At 65.8% G+C, this 14,021-nt stretch carries 16 protein-coding genes; 6 read left to right on the forward strand and 10 right to left on the reverse strand.

The window, feature by feature from the left end; all coding sequences use genetic code 11:
• On the reverse strand, window positions 1-552 hold a 552-nt coding region (locus ADBZ5N_RS06015; protein WP_526256575.1), incomplete at its 3' end, for a LexA family protein.
• A gap of 234 nt (window positions 553-786) precedes the next feature.
• On the opposite strand from ADBZ5N_RS06015, the gene ADBZ5N_RS06020 reads away from it, so the two are divergent.
• The gene (locus ADBZ5N_RS06020; RefSeq protein ID WP_526256576.1) at window positions 787-1,068 is read left to right on the forward strand and encodes a LysM peptidoglycan-binding domain-containing protein; all 282 of its coding nucleotides are present in this window, start codon (window positions 787-789) and stop codon (window positions 1,066-1,068) included.
• A gap of 110 nt (window positions 1,069-1,178) precedes the next feature.
• On the forward strand, window positions 1,179-1,643 hold the full coding sequence (nrdR, locus tag ADBZ5N_RS06025; RefSeq protein WP_526256577.1) for a transcriptional regulator NrdR: 465 nt from the start codon (window positions 1,179-1,181) through the stop codon (window positions 1,641-1,643).
• Window positions 1,644-1,947: 304 nt separating this feature from the next.
• Here nrdR and ADBZ5N_RS06030 read toward each other — a convergent pair whose 3' ends face one another.
• Window positions 1,948-2,877 carry a proteasome assembly chaperone family protein gene (locus tag ADBZ5N_RS06030; RefSeq protein WP_526256609.1) on the reverse strand — a complete coding sequence of 310 codons (930 nt, stop codon included), beginning with the start codon at window positions 2,875-2,877 and terminating at the stop codon, window positions 1,948-1,950.
• A gap of 193 nt (window positions 2,878-3,070) precedes the next feature.
• Between ADBZ5N_RS06030 and ADBZ5N_RS06035 the strand changes: the two genes are divergently transcribed.
• Window positions 3,071-4,120: a DUF4192 family protein gene (locus ADBZ5N_RS06035; RefSeq protein ID WP_526256578.1), complete on the forward strand. Its 1,050-nt coding sequence runs from the start codon at window positions 3,071-3,073 to the stop codon at window positions 4,118-4,120.
• Here ADBZ5N_RS06035 and ADBZ5N_RS06040 read toward each other — a convergent pair.
• The 3 genes from ADBZ5N_RS06040 to ADBZ5N_RS06050 all read right to left on the reverse strand — a co-directional run bounded on the left by ADBZ5N_RS06040 (window position 4,117) and on the right by ADBZ5N_RS06050 (window position 6,447).
• The gene (locus tag ADBZ5N_RS06040) at window positions 4,117-4,812 is read right to left on the reverse strand and encodes an iron-dependent transcriptional repressor DtxR (protein WP_526256579.1); all 696 of its coding nucleotides are present in this window, start codon (window positions 4,810-4,812) and stop codon (window positions 4,117-4,119) included. The genes ADBZ5N_RS06035 and ADBZ5N_RS06040 overlap by 4 nt on opposite strands.
• 129 nt (window positions 4,813-4,941) lie before the next feature.
• Window positions 4,942-5,901 (reverse strand): sigma-70 family RNA polymerase sigma factor, encoded by a 960-nt coding sequence (locus ADBZ5N_RS06045; RefSeq protein ID WP_526256580.1) that lies wholly within the window; start codon window positions 5,899-5,901, stop codon window positions 4,942-4,944.
• A gap of 147 nt (window positions 5,902-6,048) precedes the next feature.
• The gene (locus ADBZ5N_RS06050; RefSeq protein ID WP_526256581.1) at window positions 6,049-6,447 is read right to left on the reverse strand and encodes a DUF3099 domain-containing protein; all 399 of its coding nucleotides are present in this window, start codon (window positions 6,445-6,447) and stop codon (window positions 6,049-6,051) included.
• Window positions 6,448-6,553: 106 nt separating this feature from the next.
• Between ADBZ5N_RS06050 and ADBZ5N_RS06055 the strand changes: the two genes are divergently transcribed.
• Window positions 6,554-6,793, forward strand: coding sequence for a DUF3039 domain-containing protein (locus ADBZ5N_RS06055; protein ID WP_526256582.1), 240 nt, complete (start codon window positions 6,554-6,556; stop codon window positions 6,791-6,793).
• Here ADBZ5N_RS06055 and ADBZ5N_RS06060 read toward each other — a convergent pair.
• Both ADBZ5N_RS06060 and ADBZ5N_RS06065 read right to left on the reverse strand, forming a co-directional pair.
• Complete coding sequence (locus ADBZ5N_RS06060) at window positions 6,780-7,766, reverse strand: YhjD/YihY/BrkB family envelope integrity protein (protein ID WP_526256583.1); 987 nt, start codon at window positions 7,764-7,766, stop codon at window positions 6,780-6,782. The two genes, ADBZ5N_RS06055 and ADBZ5N_RS06060, sit on opposite strands and share 14 nt — an antisense overlap.
• Window positions 7,767-7,799: 33 nt before the next feature.
• Window positions 7,800-7,991 carry a DUF7455 domain-containing protein gene (locus ADBZ5N_RS06065; protein WP_526256584.1) on the reverse strand — a complete coding sequence of 64 codons (192 nt, stop codon included), beginning with the start codon at window positions 7,989-7,991 and terminating at the stop codon, window positions 7,800-7,802.
• A gap of 150 nt (window positions 7,992-8,141) precedes the next feature.
• Between ADBZ5N_RS06065 and ADBZ5N_RS06070 the strand changes: the two genes are divergently transcribed.
• Window positions 8,142-8,531, forward strand: coding sequence for a DUF952 domain-containing protein (locus ADBZ5N_RS06070; protein ID WP_526256585.1), 390 nt, complete (start codon window positions 8,142-8,144; stop codon window positions 8,529-8,531).
• A gap of 179 nt (window positions 8,532-8,710) precedes the next feature.
• Window positions 8,711-9,553, forward strand: a complete 843-nt coding sequence (locus ADBZ5N_RS06075) for a YjiK family protein (RefSeq protein ID WP_526256586.1) — start codon at window positions 8,711-8,713, stop codon at window positions 9,551-9,553.
• 10 nt (window positions 9,554-9,563) lie between these two features.
• Here ADBZ5N_RS06075 and ADBZ5N_RS06080 read toward each other — a convergent pair whose 3' ends face one another.
• The 3 genes from ADBZ5N_RS06080 to ADBZ5N_RS06090 all read right to left on the reverse strand — a co-directional run bounded on the left by ADBZ5N_RS06080 (window position 9,564) and on the right by ADBZ5N_RS06090 (window position 13,959).
• Window positions 9,564-10,616 (reverse strand): PE-PPE domain-containing protein, encoded by a 1,053-nt coding sequence (locus ADBZ5N_RS06080; RefSeq protein WP_526256587.1) that lies wholly within the window; start codon window positions 10,614-10,616, stop codon window positions 9,564-9,566.
• Between the two features lie 26 nt (window positions 10,617-10,642).
• Window positions 10,643-11,926 (reverse strand): PE-PPE domain-containing protein, encoded by a 1,284-nt coding sequence (locus ADBZ5N_RS06085; protein WP_526256588.1) that lies wholly within the window; start codon window positions 11,924-11,926, stop codon window positions 10,643-10,645.
• A gap of 266 nt (window positions 11,927-12,192) precedes the next feature.
• Window positions 12,193-13,959 (reverse strand): RNA polymerase sigma factor, encoded by a 1,767-nt coding sequence (locus ADBZ5N_RS06090; RefSeq protein WP_526256589.1) that lies wholly within the window; start codon window positions 13,957-13,959, stop codon window positions 12,193-12,195.
• Window positions 13,960-14,021: the final 62 nt, after the last annotated feature.

Genomic DNA, 14,021 nt, shown 5'->3' on the forward strand with positions numbered 1-14,021 from the left:
TCGATTCGGGTCGCGGCGCAGATAACCCTTGCGCTCCAGCGTGCGGAGTTGGTGGGCAACCGACGACGTGGATGTCAGCCCCACGGCGTCGCCGATCTCCCGGATGCTCGGCGGGTAGCCACGGCTGGTCACGGAGGCTCTGATGACCTCGAGGATCGTGCGTTGCCGGTCGGTGAGGTCCGCGGCGCCGCCCCGGCCGGTTGTCTGTCTGCTGTCGCCCATAGCCGCGAATGTAGCGGGATCCGGCACGATAATCAAACATGTGTTCGAGCGTGTTGCATCTTGCTGCTCTGTTGTCCAGCCGGTGCGGTTGGTGCCGGCGGTGATGATGAGCTGGGTGGTGGTGTCGGGTCCGACGCCGTAGGCCGCGCGCAGTGCGGGGGTTGATTGTGGTGACCAGCCGGTCGAGTTTGGCGAGCCAGGTCCAATCATCAACCGATCCGGTTGAACACCGTCAATGTCAGAGGCCCCATTTATCGTCGAGACACGCTCGCTCAAATGTTCGGTTGTCGAACACATGAGCGAGTAGAGTTCGAACACAAGAGCGAACATCAGTAGGAGGGAAGAGTCATGACGGTCCTTGACGATCGACAGTCGGTTGAGTGGGCGGCAGCCTATGGACGGCCTGCAACCGGCGATGACAGCGGTGTTCACTCCCGATCCAACCGTCCGGCGTTACACCGTTCCTCGCGCCCCGATGCCCGTCGCTCGCGCCCGGCTGTTGTGCCGCTGCGCTACCACGGCAATGGCGTAAGGATGTCGCAGGCGGTGCACACCCGCCGTCCGGTGAGCACCGCCGCGAGCCTCGGACTGGCCGGTCTGGCCGCGATGATCACCCTGTGGCTGGGCTTGCTGGCGAATCTCAGCGGGGAACGTGTCGCCGCGGTCGAGCAGTCGGATCGGCTTGCGGTGGTGCAGGTGCAGGCAGGCGAGACGCTTCAGCAATTGGCTGACCGGGTGGCGCCGAATACGCCGACCGGACAGGTCGTTGCGCGCATCCGCGAACTCAACCAATTGGATTCCGCCGCGGTGGACGCCGGTCAGACTTTGATTGCGCCCATCGGATAGTGACCGCATCGGCGATCCGAGTCGGCGGCGTGATGATGGCAGCAAGGGGCGGCTCACGGGTAGGCTCTCACTGGTTTCGTGCAGTTCACAGCGGGAGCGGAGGAACGGTCATGCACTGTCCTTTCTGCCGTCACCCCGATTCGCGTGTCGTCGACTCCCGCGAGACCGACGAAGGTCAAGCCATTCGCCGCCGCCGCTCCTGTCCGGAGTGCGGCCGCCGGTTCACTACCGTGGAGACGGCCGTGCTCGCCGTGGTCAAGCGCAGCGGTGTCACCGAGCCGTTCAGCCGGGAAAAGGTCATCATCGGCGTTCGCCGGGCGTGCCAGGGCCGGCAAGTCGACGATGACGCTCTCAACCTGCTGGCCCAGCAGGTCGAGGACAGCATTCGGGCCGGCGGGTCAGCGGAGGTCCCCAGCAATGAGGTCGGCTTGGCGATCCTGGGTCCACTTCGTGAACTCGACGAGGTCGCCTACCTGAGGTTCGCCTCGGTCTACCGGTCGTTCTCCTCGGCTGAGGACTTCGAGCGGGAGATCGAAGCACTGCGCGCCCATCGCGGGGTTGGCACGTCCCGCTGAGCAGACCCGCCATACCGAAGCCGTCGGACTGCGTCGGTTCGTCGGCGTAGTCCGCAGGGTCGGCGGCCAGCACATCCTCCACGGACGGCCAGATCCTGGATCGCGAGCATGGGCGGATGGTGCGCCGGGGCGGGTAAACCGAGGAGAATCGGTTCGCTGTAACCCAGTTCGGCGGCGATGCCTTGACGCCGGATCGGGGGAGCGGAAGCCGCGTCGATCACTCCGAGCGAGTTGCCGAAACGCCGCCATGGAAGCTCCTAGAACAGACACCACGATGCCCATAGATCGACATTATGTGGCGGTGTCAGCTCCCGCCGTCGTCGGTCAAACCGTCCTTGAAGTCGTCGGCTTGCTGAGCCAGGAACCGTTCGAACTCCGCACCCAACTCCTCTCCGCTGGGCAGGTCCTCGTCGCGGGCCAGCAGCGACCTGTTCTCCTGCGCGGAAACGAACGCGTCGTACTGCCGTTCCAGGGCCTCGACCACCTGGGCGATATCCGGGGACGCCTCGACCTGTTCGTCGATCTTGCTGCGGACCACCCCAGCGGCGTCGGTGAGAGCGGTCAGCGGTAGCTGCAGAGCCGCCGATTTGGCGACCTCATCGAGCAGAGCCTCCGCGGCTGCGGGGTAATCGGTCTGCGCCAGATAGTGCGGGACGTGCACGGTGTAGCCCACTGCCTCATGCCCGTGCTGGGCCATCCGGAACTCCAGCAGATTCGACACGCTACTGGGCACCTGCACCTCGCCCACCCACGGTTGATGGTCGGCGATCAGGGAGCGGTCGTCCGAATGCGCCGTCATAGACACCGGCCGGGTGTGCGGGACGGCCATCGGGATGGTGCCCAAGCCGATGGTCCGGCGCACGCCGAGCCGCTCGGCGAGCAGGCGAACCGCGGTGACGAAGCGTTCCCACTGCAGGTCCGGTTCCAGGCCTGCGAGCAGTAGGAAGGGTGTGCCGGCGATGTCGCGCAGCGCGTACAGGTTGAGCTGCGGATCCTCGTAGTGGGTGAAGTGATCGGTCTTGAACGTCATCACCGGCCGCCGGGACCGGTAATCCAGCAGGTCGTCGATGGCGAAAGATGCCACTAAATCGCCCTCAAGTGAACTCTTCAGATGCTCGGCCGCCAGTCGGATGGCGTGGCCGGCGTCGGAAAATCCCTCGAATGCGTGGATGAGAACCGGCCCGCGTCCATCCGAGGATGACAGTTGCGGCGCCGGGAACTCCAGTTGGTACATCCGGTCGGGAATGCGGCGGTGCTCGTCGGCCACGGGGCGCCTCCTTCCTAATCAAATCCACACGGTCAGCCCGAAGGAGTAACGCGCCGGGCCCGCCGGACGTTCCCCACAGAGACAGTTTGGTACACAGCTCGTCGTGAGCGGCGCCACACCAGCGGCCGGCCTGACAGCGGCGGCTGCGAACCTCGCTGCCATGACCACACCCGAATTCCATCTCACCCGTCCCGGCGCGCTGATCGCCGCCCTGCCCGCTGTGCTGGGCTTCGTCCCGGAAAAGTCCATGGTGCTCGTCACACTGGAAGGGGGTCAGATGGGGGCAGTCATGCGGGCTGACCTATCGGCCGATCTCACCGACAACATCGGCCGTCTTGCCGAGATCGCCGTCACCTCGGGCGCCGAATCCGTGGTGGCCGTGATCGTGGACGCCGACGGGGCGCTGTGCCCCATGTGTAACGACGACCACCGGAGGCTGTCCGACGCATTGTCGGAGTCGCTGCGCAGCCACGACGTCGAGTTGTTCGCGGTACACGTCGTCGATCGAGTCGAGGCAGGCGGAACATGGCACTGCATCGACGGCTGCGGTGCCAGCGGCGCCGTTGAGGACCCGAGTGCTTCTCCGCTGGCTGCCGCGGCCGTCCTCGATGGCAGGCGGCTCTATGGTCGGCGTGCCGATCTGCACGCCGTGGTTGGGGTGACCGACCCGGTGCGAACAGCCGCGCTCGTCGAACCCATCCGGTTGCAGTCAACCGAGCGTGAGACCGACTGGCGAGCCGACCCCAACGGTCGGGGACGTCGCGACATTCAGAGCGTGATCGACATGGCGGGGCGTGTCCTGGCGGGCAGCCAGCCGGATGATGATGAACTCGCTGCGGTGGCTTGCGGGCTCACCGATATCGCGGTACGAGACACCCTGTACGCGCTGGCGGTGGGCGCAGAGGCGGCTGCGGCCGAAGCGCTGTGGGCCATGCTGTCGCGGACGCTTCCCGATCCTTGGCGAGCAGAAGCGCTTGTCCTGCTGGCGTTTTCGGCCTACACCCGCGGTGATGGCCCACTGGCCGGCATCGCGTTGGAAGCGGCGTTACGCAGCGATCCGGACCATCGGATGGCGGGGATGCTCGACGCTGCCCTGCAATCGGGACTGCGTCCAGAACAGATCCGCGAGTTGACCGGAACCGGCTACCGGCTTGCCAAGCGACTCGGTGTGCGGTTGCCGCCACGCCGGCTATTCGGCCGGGCGGGCTAGACCTTCTGCACCTTGACGGCGTGTGCCATGTCATGGGGGAGTTCGACGTTCTCGTGCCCACCCACCACGATGGTCACGTCGCCGTGCGCGCTGGTTCGCACCAGCACGCGGGCATTGGGAACGACACCAGCCTCCTTGAGCCGTCCGATCAACGCGGCATCTCCCTGCACATGCTCAGTGAGTTGGCGAACCACCACGGCCACCGAGTCGCCGACCGGCAACTCGGTCAACCGCACCAGATCCGCTCCGTCGGACTCCACGTTGTGCTCGGGCAGGCCCAGTAGCGCCAGGCCGGGGATCGGGTTGCCGAACGGGGAGACGGTGGGCCGGTCGAGGACTTGCACCAGGCGTCGCTCGACATCTTCGCTCATGACGTGCTCCCACCGGCAGGCCTCGGCATGCACCTCTTCCCAGGGCAGGCCGATGATGTCCACCAGTAGCCGTTCGGCCAGTCGGTGCTTGCGCATCACCGCGATCGCCAGCCGCCGGCCCTTGTCGGTGAGCTCCAGATGTCGGTCACCGGCCACCCGCAGCAGGCCGTCGCGTTCCATCCGCGACACCGTCTGGCTCACTGTCGGGCCGCTCTGCTCGAGGCGTTCGGCGATCCGCGCCCGCAGCGGCACCACCCCCTCCTCCTCGAGGTCATAGATGGTGCGCAGGTACATCTCTGTGGTGTCGACCAGATCGTTCATGAGGCACCCTTCGTCGCACCGCGAGTCTATATGCCTAGCTGCGCGAATGGTCTCCGGCAGCGGGATGTCGGCCGGAACAGACACGTGTGCCCGCCGGCGAACCGGCGGGCACACCGAAGAGCTTCTCGCTCAGCTGGCGTAGGAGCGCAGTTTCTCGGCCCGCTCCCCGTTGCGGAGCTTGTTCATCACTTCGCGCTCGATCTGGCGGACCCGCTCACGGGACAGACCGAACAGCTTGCCGATCTGATCGAGGGTGCGGGGCTGACCGTCGTCGAGTCCGAAACGCAACCGGATGACCTGCTGCTCACGTTCGTCGAGAGTGGCCAGCACGTGCCGGATATCGGTGTGCAGCAGCTCGGCGATCACCGCGTTCTCCGCCGACATCGCCTCGGAGTCTTCGATGAAGTCGCCCAGCGGGGCTTCCTCGTCGCTGCCGACCGGCATATCCAGGCTTACCGGATCACGGCTGTGCTCGAGCAGATCGTTGATCTTCTCCACCGGGATGCCGGACTCTTCAGCCAGTTCCTCGTCGGTGGCCTCACGGCCGAGACTCTGGTGCAACTCGCGCTTGATCCGGGCCAGCTTGTTGACCTGCTCCACGAGGTGAACGGGGAGCCGAATTGTCCTGCTCTGATCTGCCATGCCGCGCGTGATGGCCTGCCGGATCCACCAGGTGGCGTAGGTCGAGAATTTGAATCCTTTGGTGTAGTCGAACTTTTCCATGGCGCGGATCAGCCCGAGGTTGCCCTCCTGGATCAGGTCAAGCAGCGGCATGCCTCGACCGGTGTAGCGCTTGGCCAGCGACACCACCAGGCGCAAGTTGGCCTCCAGCAGATGCCGGCGAGCCGCCTGGCCGTCGCGCACAACGATCGCAAGCTCGCGTTTGCGCCTGTCGCTCAAGCGCTTACGGGTTTCGAGCAGATGCTGGGCGTAAAGACCGGCTTCGATCCGCTTGGCCAGTTCGACTTCGTCCTCAGCGGTGAGAAGAGCCGTCTTACCGATGCCGTTCAAATACACGCGCACGAGATCGGCGGCTGGACTCTGGGCGTCCAGATCGCTGTCAACCCGGGTGGTGGTGGCGTTAGCCATGGGTGCCTCCTGATCGGCTCCTGCTGTCGAAAAGTCCAACGCATGACTGCTGGGAAGAGTTCCCGCGAATGAGCCACCTCACACCCTCTGAACTGGGAAGACGCGGCTGAGCCCTAAGAATGTACTGAGAATGCTTGGTGCGGCCGGTCAGCGGGTGTGTTCTTCGCCGCGCCGGGCGGCGTGCGGTTGGGCAGTTGAGGCGACCCCGGCCTCCAGGGCGCGATGCTCGGCCCGCGGGAACAGCGCGGTGCGCTGCGGGGCGTCGGGGAAGCGCCGCGGCTCCTCGGCCGTCCTCGGCGGACGGTCGTTGGCGATCAGGACCGCCATCCACGGCAGCGGGATGGACGCGGCCAGAATCGCAAGGGAGATAAGGCCGTTTTGCCAGATGCTGTAGGCCACCGCCGCGGCTATGAAGGCAGGAATGCGCCAGAACATCAACTTGAGGTACTTACGTACGCGAGCCCGGTGCTGCTCCTCGTACGAGTAGGCGGCCCGGGTGATGAGTACGGGCCGACCTTCGTCGTCAAAACCCAACTCGCGTTCCATCCCCTCACTGTTCCACACCCGAGCCACGTCGAACGAGGGGACTTTTCTTACGGCTGTCTGACACCGCCCATTTCGCGGTGCGTCATGACGGGGCAGAATGGGCTCCATGCAGACCGATACCCTAGAGCGTACCGACAGCGACGAACGCGTCGACGACGGGTCCGACGACGACCGACCCAAGCACTTTCACTACGTCAAAAAGGACAAGATCGCCGAGAGTGCCGTCATGGGCACCCACGTCGTCGCGCTGTGCGGCGAGGTCTTCCCGGTCACCCGATCACCCAAGCCCGGTTCGCCGGTCTGCCCGGACTGCAAACGGATCTACGAGTCGCTCAAGAGGGCCTGACCGCCACGGGCTGTGGCTCCTCCGCCGGCTCTGCTGGCTCGGCGACCTCTGCCCTCGACTCCTTGCCGGCCCGCCACCGGGCGCGCCACCGCGTCAGGTGAGTCTGGGGAGCGGGCCACTCCTCTTGGATCGCGGCGTTCAACTCAGCCCCGATCATGATCGCGAAACCCAGGAAGAACGCGAAAAGCAGGAAGGCGATCGGGGTGGCCAGCGCACCGTACGTGTAGCCGGTGCGGGTGATGTATTGCAGGTACACCCGCAATCCCGCGGTGGCTACAACGAAGACGGCGGTCGCCAAGACCGCACCCCATATCAGTCGGTGAGTCGGCAGCGGTTCGGGCAGTGAGACGCGGTAGAGGGCGGTCACGGCCGCCACCAGTGCCAGGATCAGCATCGGGTAGTAGCCGAAGCGAAGGGCGTGGTCCCAGCTGTCCGGGATGTACTCGGCGATCTTGCGCGGGCCGAGCGCCAGCAGGGGGGCCGTTGCGATGACGCCCAGCAACATCACCATGTACAGGCCCAGCGCGAAGAAACGCTGCCGAACCGGGTGCCGCAGTGGGGTCTGGTCGTGAGCTTCGACGACCGAGTCGACGAACGCCGAGATTGCCGACGAACCCGCCCACAGGCTGATCACGAAGCCCAGCGAGACCACCTCGCCGCGTGCGCCCTGCACGATGTCGCGCACTGTCGGCTCGATGATCTCCGCGACGATGTTCTTGGAGAAAAAGCTATTCGACGTGCTGATCAGCTGGCTTTGGATAGTGCTCAGGGTGTCGGGTCCGAACATCGGCGCGATGTAGGCCAGGCTGCCGAGCATGCCGAGCAGCAACGGCGGCAGGGACAGCACCGACCAGAATCCGGCCTGGGCCGACTCGGAGAAGATCGAGTCATCCCAACTCTTGGACAGCGTCCGCTTGCCGATGCGCAGCACGTGGTGGCGCCTCGGGGGAAGCGACGGGCGGTCCGTGGTCACCGGGGCGGCGCTGCGAGATGGAGGGCGAGATGGTTAAGCGTCGGCCTGGTTTACCTCGATGACCGCATCGAGTGCAATCAACTTGGCCTGGTGCTCGTTGGCGTGATGCTGGCAGAACAGCAGTTCCGCGCCCGAGGGGAGGGTGGCTCTGACGCGCGCGGCCGCCCCGCAGCGGTCGCAGCGATCAGCCCTGGTCAGTTCCGGACTGGTCAGCGTTGCGTTCATGGGCTCCTCCAAAGGTGCTCAGCGCCCCCGCGGCGACCCGGGGTACGTCTACTGTCTCAGACGTTTCGGGTCGCCGCCTTGTTCCCGGCCCGCAATGATGTGTTGTGTCTCACCCGCAGCTGACCCGAGGGTGGGGGGAGGGTGACCGGGATGGGCAACGACGGGCACGGTGATCACCTGGACGACCACCTGCTCGTCCACCTGTGCACAGCGCAGGATTGGGAGGCTGCGCGTTCGGCCGGGGAGTTGCGGCCACCGTCGCTGACCGACGCCGGCTTCGTTCACCTGTCGACACAGCATCAGGTGCATCTGCCGGCCAATCGGCTCTTCGCCGGGCGCTGTGACCTCGTCCTGCTCTACGTCACCCCTGCTGTTCTGGCCGCTCCGCTGCGCTGGGAACCAGGCATGCCGGGTGATCCAGAGTCGATGCTGTTCCCGCATCTCTATGGCGCTCTGCCGGCCTCGGCCGTGGTGGCGGTTCGGCCCTACCGGCCCGGACTGGATGCAAGGTTTGCCCCTTTGATCCCAGGGTGCCAGTGATCCCAGGGGCCGGTGATCCCCAGGGTGACAGTGATCCCCAGGGGTACGAGCACCGGTGATCCCGTCGCGGCTTTCCCTGATAGCTTCGCCCGAAGTGACCGGGTGCTGGGCGCCGGCCGGAATTCCCCCATTCCGTGATAGCCGCCCAGCGCCCGGTCGCGCTGAATAGTCTTTCCGGCGTGGGAAAGACGCCGAAACTCGCTGTTCGCGATGTCGCCGATGTGCCACTTCGGGAACTCTCCGGCCTGGCGCTGCGCGGCGATAGCCTGCTCGCCGTCGGCGACCGGGAACCGTCGCTCTTCATCGCGCCCGTCGGCTCATGGCCACTGCAGTGGCGGGGAGTCGACCTGGCCGAGCTGAATCTGCCTGACGGCGGCACCCAGTTCGAGGCACTTGTCGCCAGCGGTGATCACACCGTGCTGGTGCTCCAGGAACAGCCGGCCCGCGTTCTGCACCTCGACGTCGCCGCGCCGGCGCTGCTGGGAACGTTGCGTCTCGAGGTTCCGCAGGGTCATCGGCTGCGTGAGGCGTGGCTGGGCGACCGCTCCTCCCGTGGCGAGTCCCTGGTGCTGATCGAGCAGGGCCACCTGCTGGTGATCAAGGAGAAAGACCCCTCGGTGATCCTGGAGTTCGGTCCGGCGGGAGAGGCTCCGGTGGGCTGGCGGCGCGGCGTGGCAGCAGAGGCGCCGGCCACCGCCGACGCGGCCCTGACTGTGCTGGCGACGTGGCGGCTGGGTGATCAGCTGAGCAAAGAGCTTCCCGACGTCAGTGAGGCGACCATCGGTCCCGACGGGTGCCTGTATCTGCTGTCCGACCAGGGCAGCGCAATCGCCCGCTTACCGGACCGCCTCGACCCGTCCGGTGGCAAGGTTGATGCGGAGACGGTGTGGCGGATCGCCGGCAGCCCCAAGAACCCCGAAGGGCTTGTCATCCTGGCCGACGGCACCCCGCTGGTCGGACTCGACACCCAGTCCCCGCGGCAGAACCTGCTGCGATTGGAACCGCTGCCGCTCAAGGACTAGCGACGTTGCGTTACGCCGCGGGCCGCTTACCGTCGCGACCGGATGCGGCAAGCTTGGCGGCCGACGGAGCCTTCCCGGTGGCCGTTGCGCGCGCCGGCAGATCCTTGATCGCATCCAGTGCCTTGTCGGCGTTCACCGGCGTCGGGTTTGCCGGCGGGGGGGCGACCGAGTCGGCCGGGGCCGGGGCCGGCCCGGCGAGAGTCGCCGCCGGGGTCTTCTTGGGATCGTTCCGGATGTAGGCGGCATCGATCTGCTTACGCAGGCTGGCCTCCTGGGCCTTCAGCCGGGGATTGAGAACCACCAACGGCAGTGTTTTCGTCGGGACCAGGTAGCTCTTGGTGACGCCGCCCTTGGCGTTGGTCGTGGTGGTGATATTCGACGCAGGCACCGCACTCAACGGGGCCAGCATCGATGGAATGTGCACAAGCTGGGAGCCTGCGATGGCATTGGCCACGGCCAGCAGGTTCGTGGGGCGATCTGGCGGATCCGCGTAGCCGTCGTACTGGCCGGTGACGACCGTGACGTTGTACTTGGACTCCACCGGCACCCTGTACTGATAGCCGATGGTGGCGTCGTAGCGGTTCTTGTTGAACCCGGCGCGGCTGGAGTCGGCGATCACCACGAAATCGAGGTTGGTCTTGGACGGAGCGTTGGTTCTGGAGTCCAGAAGACGGATCTGCTCGTCGACGACCAGGGCGCCCGCCGACAGCCCGACGACGGTGACCTTCTCGCCGGGACCCACCTCGGTCAGCGACCTGGCGATTGCCGAGTCGAGGTTGGTGGTGCCGACCTTGATCGAGTCGGTCAGGGTCAGGCTGTTCTTACCTGTCAGCGGACGGGCCTGCTGGGGCCAGGGGACGTTCTCGCGCTTCCAGTTGGTGCCGCCGTACGCGCCGCCGAGGATGTTGGCCATGGCGATGTCGGTGAGGTTGCCCGCACCCATGCCGTTGACCATCAGAACCTTGTTGGCCGCCTCCGCCGACATGGCCGTGGACAGCGCCACCGTGGCCGCGGTGCCCGCAGCAGCGAACATCAAGCCGATCGAGCGGGTGAGGTTACGCATCTGAATTCCCTTGTCTTGCTTGGTCGTTATTCCGAAGACTGCTCTGAGTCGCTGGTTGCCGCGGCAGGCCTCTGGCTAGCGGATCGGCGGGGAACGCTGGTGCGGTCCGATTCGGTGGCACCGCGGCTGACCTTCGAGGTGGGGCCGTCGGCGTCCCCGGCCTCATTTTCGGGGGCCTCGACCTCGGGTGCCTCGACCTCGACTGCTTCGACCTGGGACACCTCGGCGCGCGCAGTTCGGGCCGACTTGTCGGCGTCGACCGAGGTCTCCGCCGGAGCCTCGAAGTTGGGCTCATCGGCGACGCTGGGCTCATCGGCGACGCTGGGCTCATCGGCGAGGCTGGGGACGTCGGCGACGCTGGGGACATCGGCGAGGCTGGGGACATCGGTGAGGCTGGGCGCATCCGCGTCAAGCGTGGTCGCAGCCACTGCCGCCGCTGTTCCCTTGTTGTCGTTGCGGGCGTAGGCCGAATCGATGGTCTTCCTCAAATCGGCTTCCTGAGGCGCCAGGAATGGCAACAGGATGACCAACGGAAGACGCTTGGCCGGAATGAGGTAGCTCGTCGTCACCCCGCCCAATGAGTTGGTGGTGACGGTGATGTTGGACTCCGGCACCGTGGACAAATTGGTCAGCATCGTCGGCACATGCTGGACGACGGTGCCGGCCAGTGCGTTCGCCACCGCCAGGAAATTCCACCAGCGGTCCGGGAAGTCGGCGAAGCCGTCGTACTCGGCGGCCACCGCGATGGTGTCGAACTTGCTGTCGACCGGGGTGCGGTACTGGTAGCCGATGATGCCGTCGTAGCGGTTCTTGTTGAACCCGATGCGGCTGGAATCGGCGACCACGACGAACTTGATCTTGCTCTTGTCCGGCGCATTGGGGTCGTTGGCCAGCTCGCGCATCATGTCGTCGACCACCAAGGCTCCGGCCGACAGACCGACGAGGGTGACGGATTCACCGGGGCCGAGTTGCGCCAGCGCTTCAGTGAGTTCGGCATCGAGATTGACGACACCTTGCGCGATCGACTCAGTGAGGGTCAGGCTGTCCAGGCCAGTGACCGGGCGGGACTGCTGGGGCCACGGGACGTTCTCGCGCACGTAGTTCTTGCCGAACATGCCGCCAAGAATGTTGGCCATGGCGATTTCGGTCAGCTGACCGGCTCCGATTCCGTTGACCATCAGCGCTGTATTGGCGGCTGCGGCCGTGGTCGACGTCGACAGCGCCAAGGTGGCGGCACAACCAGCCGAGGCCAAGACCAGACCGATCGAGCGGGTGAGAGTTCGGTGTGGGTGTGCGGGCCCATGAGCCATGGCGGGAACAGTAGGTGTCACCTGCGGTTGCGGACACGGGTCGAAGGCCCGAGACCCCGGGGACCAAAGTCCTTTGATGCCCCGACGGTGGATTCCAGACACGTGACAGTCCTTCCCGAGAACAGTATCGCTGGGCACTCCAGCAAACGAATCGTATACCCGGTACCGGCGGTTCTCAAATTCGGCAGCTCAGTACGAATCCACTCGTTTGTCGGGCAGCGGACGACGGAATCCGAATTCAACGGGCTTCGAAAAGGGAAAATCCCCTAGTCGAGGTAGTCGCGCAGCACCTGAGACCGACTCGGATGCCGAAGTTTCGACATGGTTTTCGACTCGATCTGGCGAATTCTCTCACGGGTGACTCCGTAGACCTGGCCGATCTCGTCGAGCGTCCGTGGCTGGCCGTCGGTCAGGCCGAAACGCAGGCGCACCACGCCGGCCTCCCGTTCGGACAAAGTGTCCAGCACCGACTGAAGCTGGTCCTGCAGCAACGTGAAGGAGACCGCGTCGACGGCCACTACCGCCTCGGAATCCTCGATGAAGTCGCCGAGTTGACTGTCACCCTCGTCACCGATGGTCTGGTCCAGCGAGATGGGCTCGCGTGCGTACTGCTGGATCTCCAGAACCTTCTCCGGCGTGATGTCCATTTCCTTGGCGAGTTCCTCAGGGGTGGCCTCACGGCCCAGGTCCTGAAGCAGCTCGCGTTGGATCCGGCCGAGCTTGTTGATTACTTCGACCATGTGCACCGGGATGCGGATGGTGCGGGCCTGATCGGCCATGGCACGGGTGATGGCCTGACGAATCCACCAGGTTGCGTAGGTGGAGAACTTGTAACCCTTGGTGTAGTCGAACTTCTCCACAGCACGGATGAGGCCGAGATTGCCTTCCTGGATGAGGTCCAAGAAGGCCATCCCGCGTCCGGTATAGCGCTTGGCCAGCGACACCACCAGACGCAGGTTGGCCTCCAGCAGGTGGTTTTTCGCCCGTTCCCCGTCCCGGCAGATCCACTGCATGTCTCGACGCTGCTGCACCGGAAGTTTCTCGCCGCGCTCGGTGAGTTCCGCCAGTTTCTGGGTGGCGTACAGGCCTGCCTCGATGCGCTTGGCCAGTTCCACCTCTTCCTCGGCGTTGAGCAGGGCGACCTTGCCGATCTGCTTGAGGTAGGCGCGGACCGAGTCGGCAGACGCGGTCAGCTCAGCGTCTTTGCGGGCCTGGCGCAGCGCCTCGGACTCCTCTTCGTCCCAGACGAAGTCGCCGGAAGCTTTGTCTTTGTCCGACGGCTCGGCGATCTCCTCCTCGTCGGCGGCTGCGTCGCCTGCCGGGGCCTCTGCGGTCTCCGCCTCGTCGTCGACGACAACCTCGAGGTCGTCGAGTTCAAGGTCCTCGGCAACGACTGCCGCCGCGTCGAGGTCGGGCTCGGTGGCCAGCTCGACTTCGACGTCATCGACGATGAGCACGGCCTCCGCGTCGATGACGACGGTGGGCGCCTCGTCGGGGGCCGCTTTTTTGGCTCGGCTGCGGGCCGGTTTGGCAGACGGGGCCTTCGCCGGGGCCGGTGTTGCTTTCGTGGCTTTGGCGGGCGGTACCGCTTTGACGGTTTTGGCCGGGGCCGGCTTGGTGGTCTTGGCGGCCGGTGTTGCTTTGGTGGCTTTGGCGGGCGGTACCGCTTTGACGGTTTTGGCCGGGGCCGGCTTGGTGGTCTTGGCGGCCGGTGCTGCGTGGGCTTTGGTCGGGACTGCCTTGCTGGTCTTGGCTGGCGCTGCCTTGGTGGGAGCCTTGGTGGGAGCCTTGGTGGGAGCAGTCCGGGCAGCTTTAGCGGGGACTGACTTGGCGGGGACGGACTTCACCGGTTCGGGAGTCTTGGCTGCCGACCTGCCGGTGGCTTTGGCCGCAACCTTCGCCAGCACGCTGCGCGCCGTCTTGGCGGGGCTGTTCTTCTCGGCCTTGTCCGGTGCGGCCTTCGCCGCGGCGGGTGTGGCGGCGGTGCGCTTAGCGGGCTTCGCGGTCGCCTGGCTGGCTTTTGTCGCTGCCACGTATCACCCTTTTCGGTACTGCGGGCTCTTGTAGTCGCGGGCGTGCGCCATCAGAGCGTCGG

Origin of the sequence: Mycobacterium sp., assembly GCF_044370595.1 — a bacterium.
Classification (GTDB): Bacteria; Actinomycetota; Actinomycetes; order Mycobacteriales; family Mycobacteriaceae; genus Mycobacterium.

What these genes read in the sequence shown, in the direction of transcription:
- ADBZ5N_RS06035 (WP_526256578.1), top strand. Translation starts at nt 3,071, where the DNA reads ATGACCACACCCGAATTCCATCTCACCCGTCCCGGCGCGCTGATCGCC.
- nrdR (WP_526256577.1), top strand. Translation starts at nt 1,179, where the DNA reads ATGCACTGTCCTTTCTGCCGTCACCCCGATTCGCGTGTCGTCGACTCC.
- ADBZ5N_RS06070 (WP_526256585.1), top strand. Translation starts at nt 8,142, where the DNA reads ATGGGCAACGACGGGCACGGTGATCACCTGGACGACCACCTGCTCGTC.
- ADBZ5N_RS06080 (WP_526256587.1), bottom strand. Translation starts at nt 10,616, where the DNA reads ATGCGTAACCTCACCCGCTCGATCGGCTTGATGTTCGCTGCTGCGGGC.
- ADBZ5N_RS06055 (WP_526256582.1), top strand. Translation starts at nt 6,554, where the DNA reads ATGCAGACCGATACCCTAGAGCGTACCGACAGCGACGAACGCGTCGAC.
- ADBZ5N_RS06050 (WP_526256581.1), bottom strand. Translation starts at nt 6,447, where the DNA reads ATGGAACGCGAGTTGGGTTTTGACGACGAAGGTCGGCCCGTACTCATC.
- ADBZ5N_RS06045 (WP_526256580.1), bottom strand. Translation starts at nt 5,901, where the DNA reads ATGGCTAACGCCACCACCACCCGGGTTGACAGCGATCTGGACGCCCAG.
- ADBZ5N_RS06030 (WP_526256609.1), bottom strand. Translation starts at nt 2,877, where the DNA reads ATGTACCAACTGGAGTTCCCGGCGCCGCAACTGTCATCCTCGGATGGA.
- ADBZ5N_RS06040 (WP_526256579.1), bottom strand. Translation starts at nt 4,812, where the DNA reads ATGAACGATCTGGTCGACACCACAGAGATGTACCTGCGCACCATCTAT.
- ADBZ5N_RS06065 (WP_526256584.1), bottom strand. Translation starts at nt 7,991, where the DNA reads ATGAACGCAACGCTGACCAGTCCGGAACTGACCAGGGCTGATCGCTGC.
- ADBZ5N_RS06085 (WP_526256588.1), bottom strand. Translation starts at nt 11,926, where the DNA reads ATGGCTCATGGGCCCGCACACCCACACCGAACTCTCACCCGCTCGATC.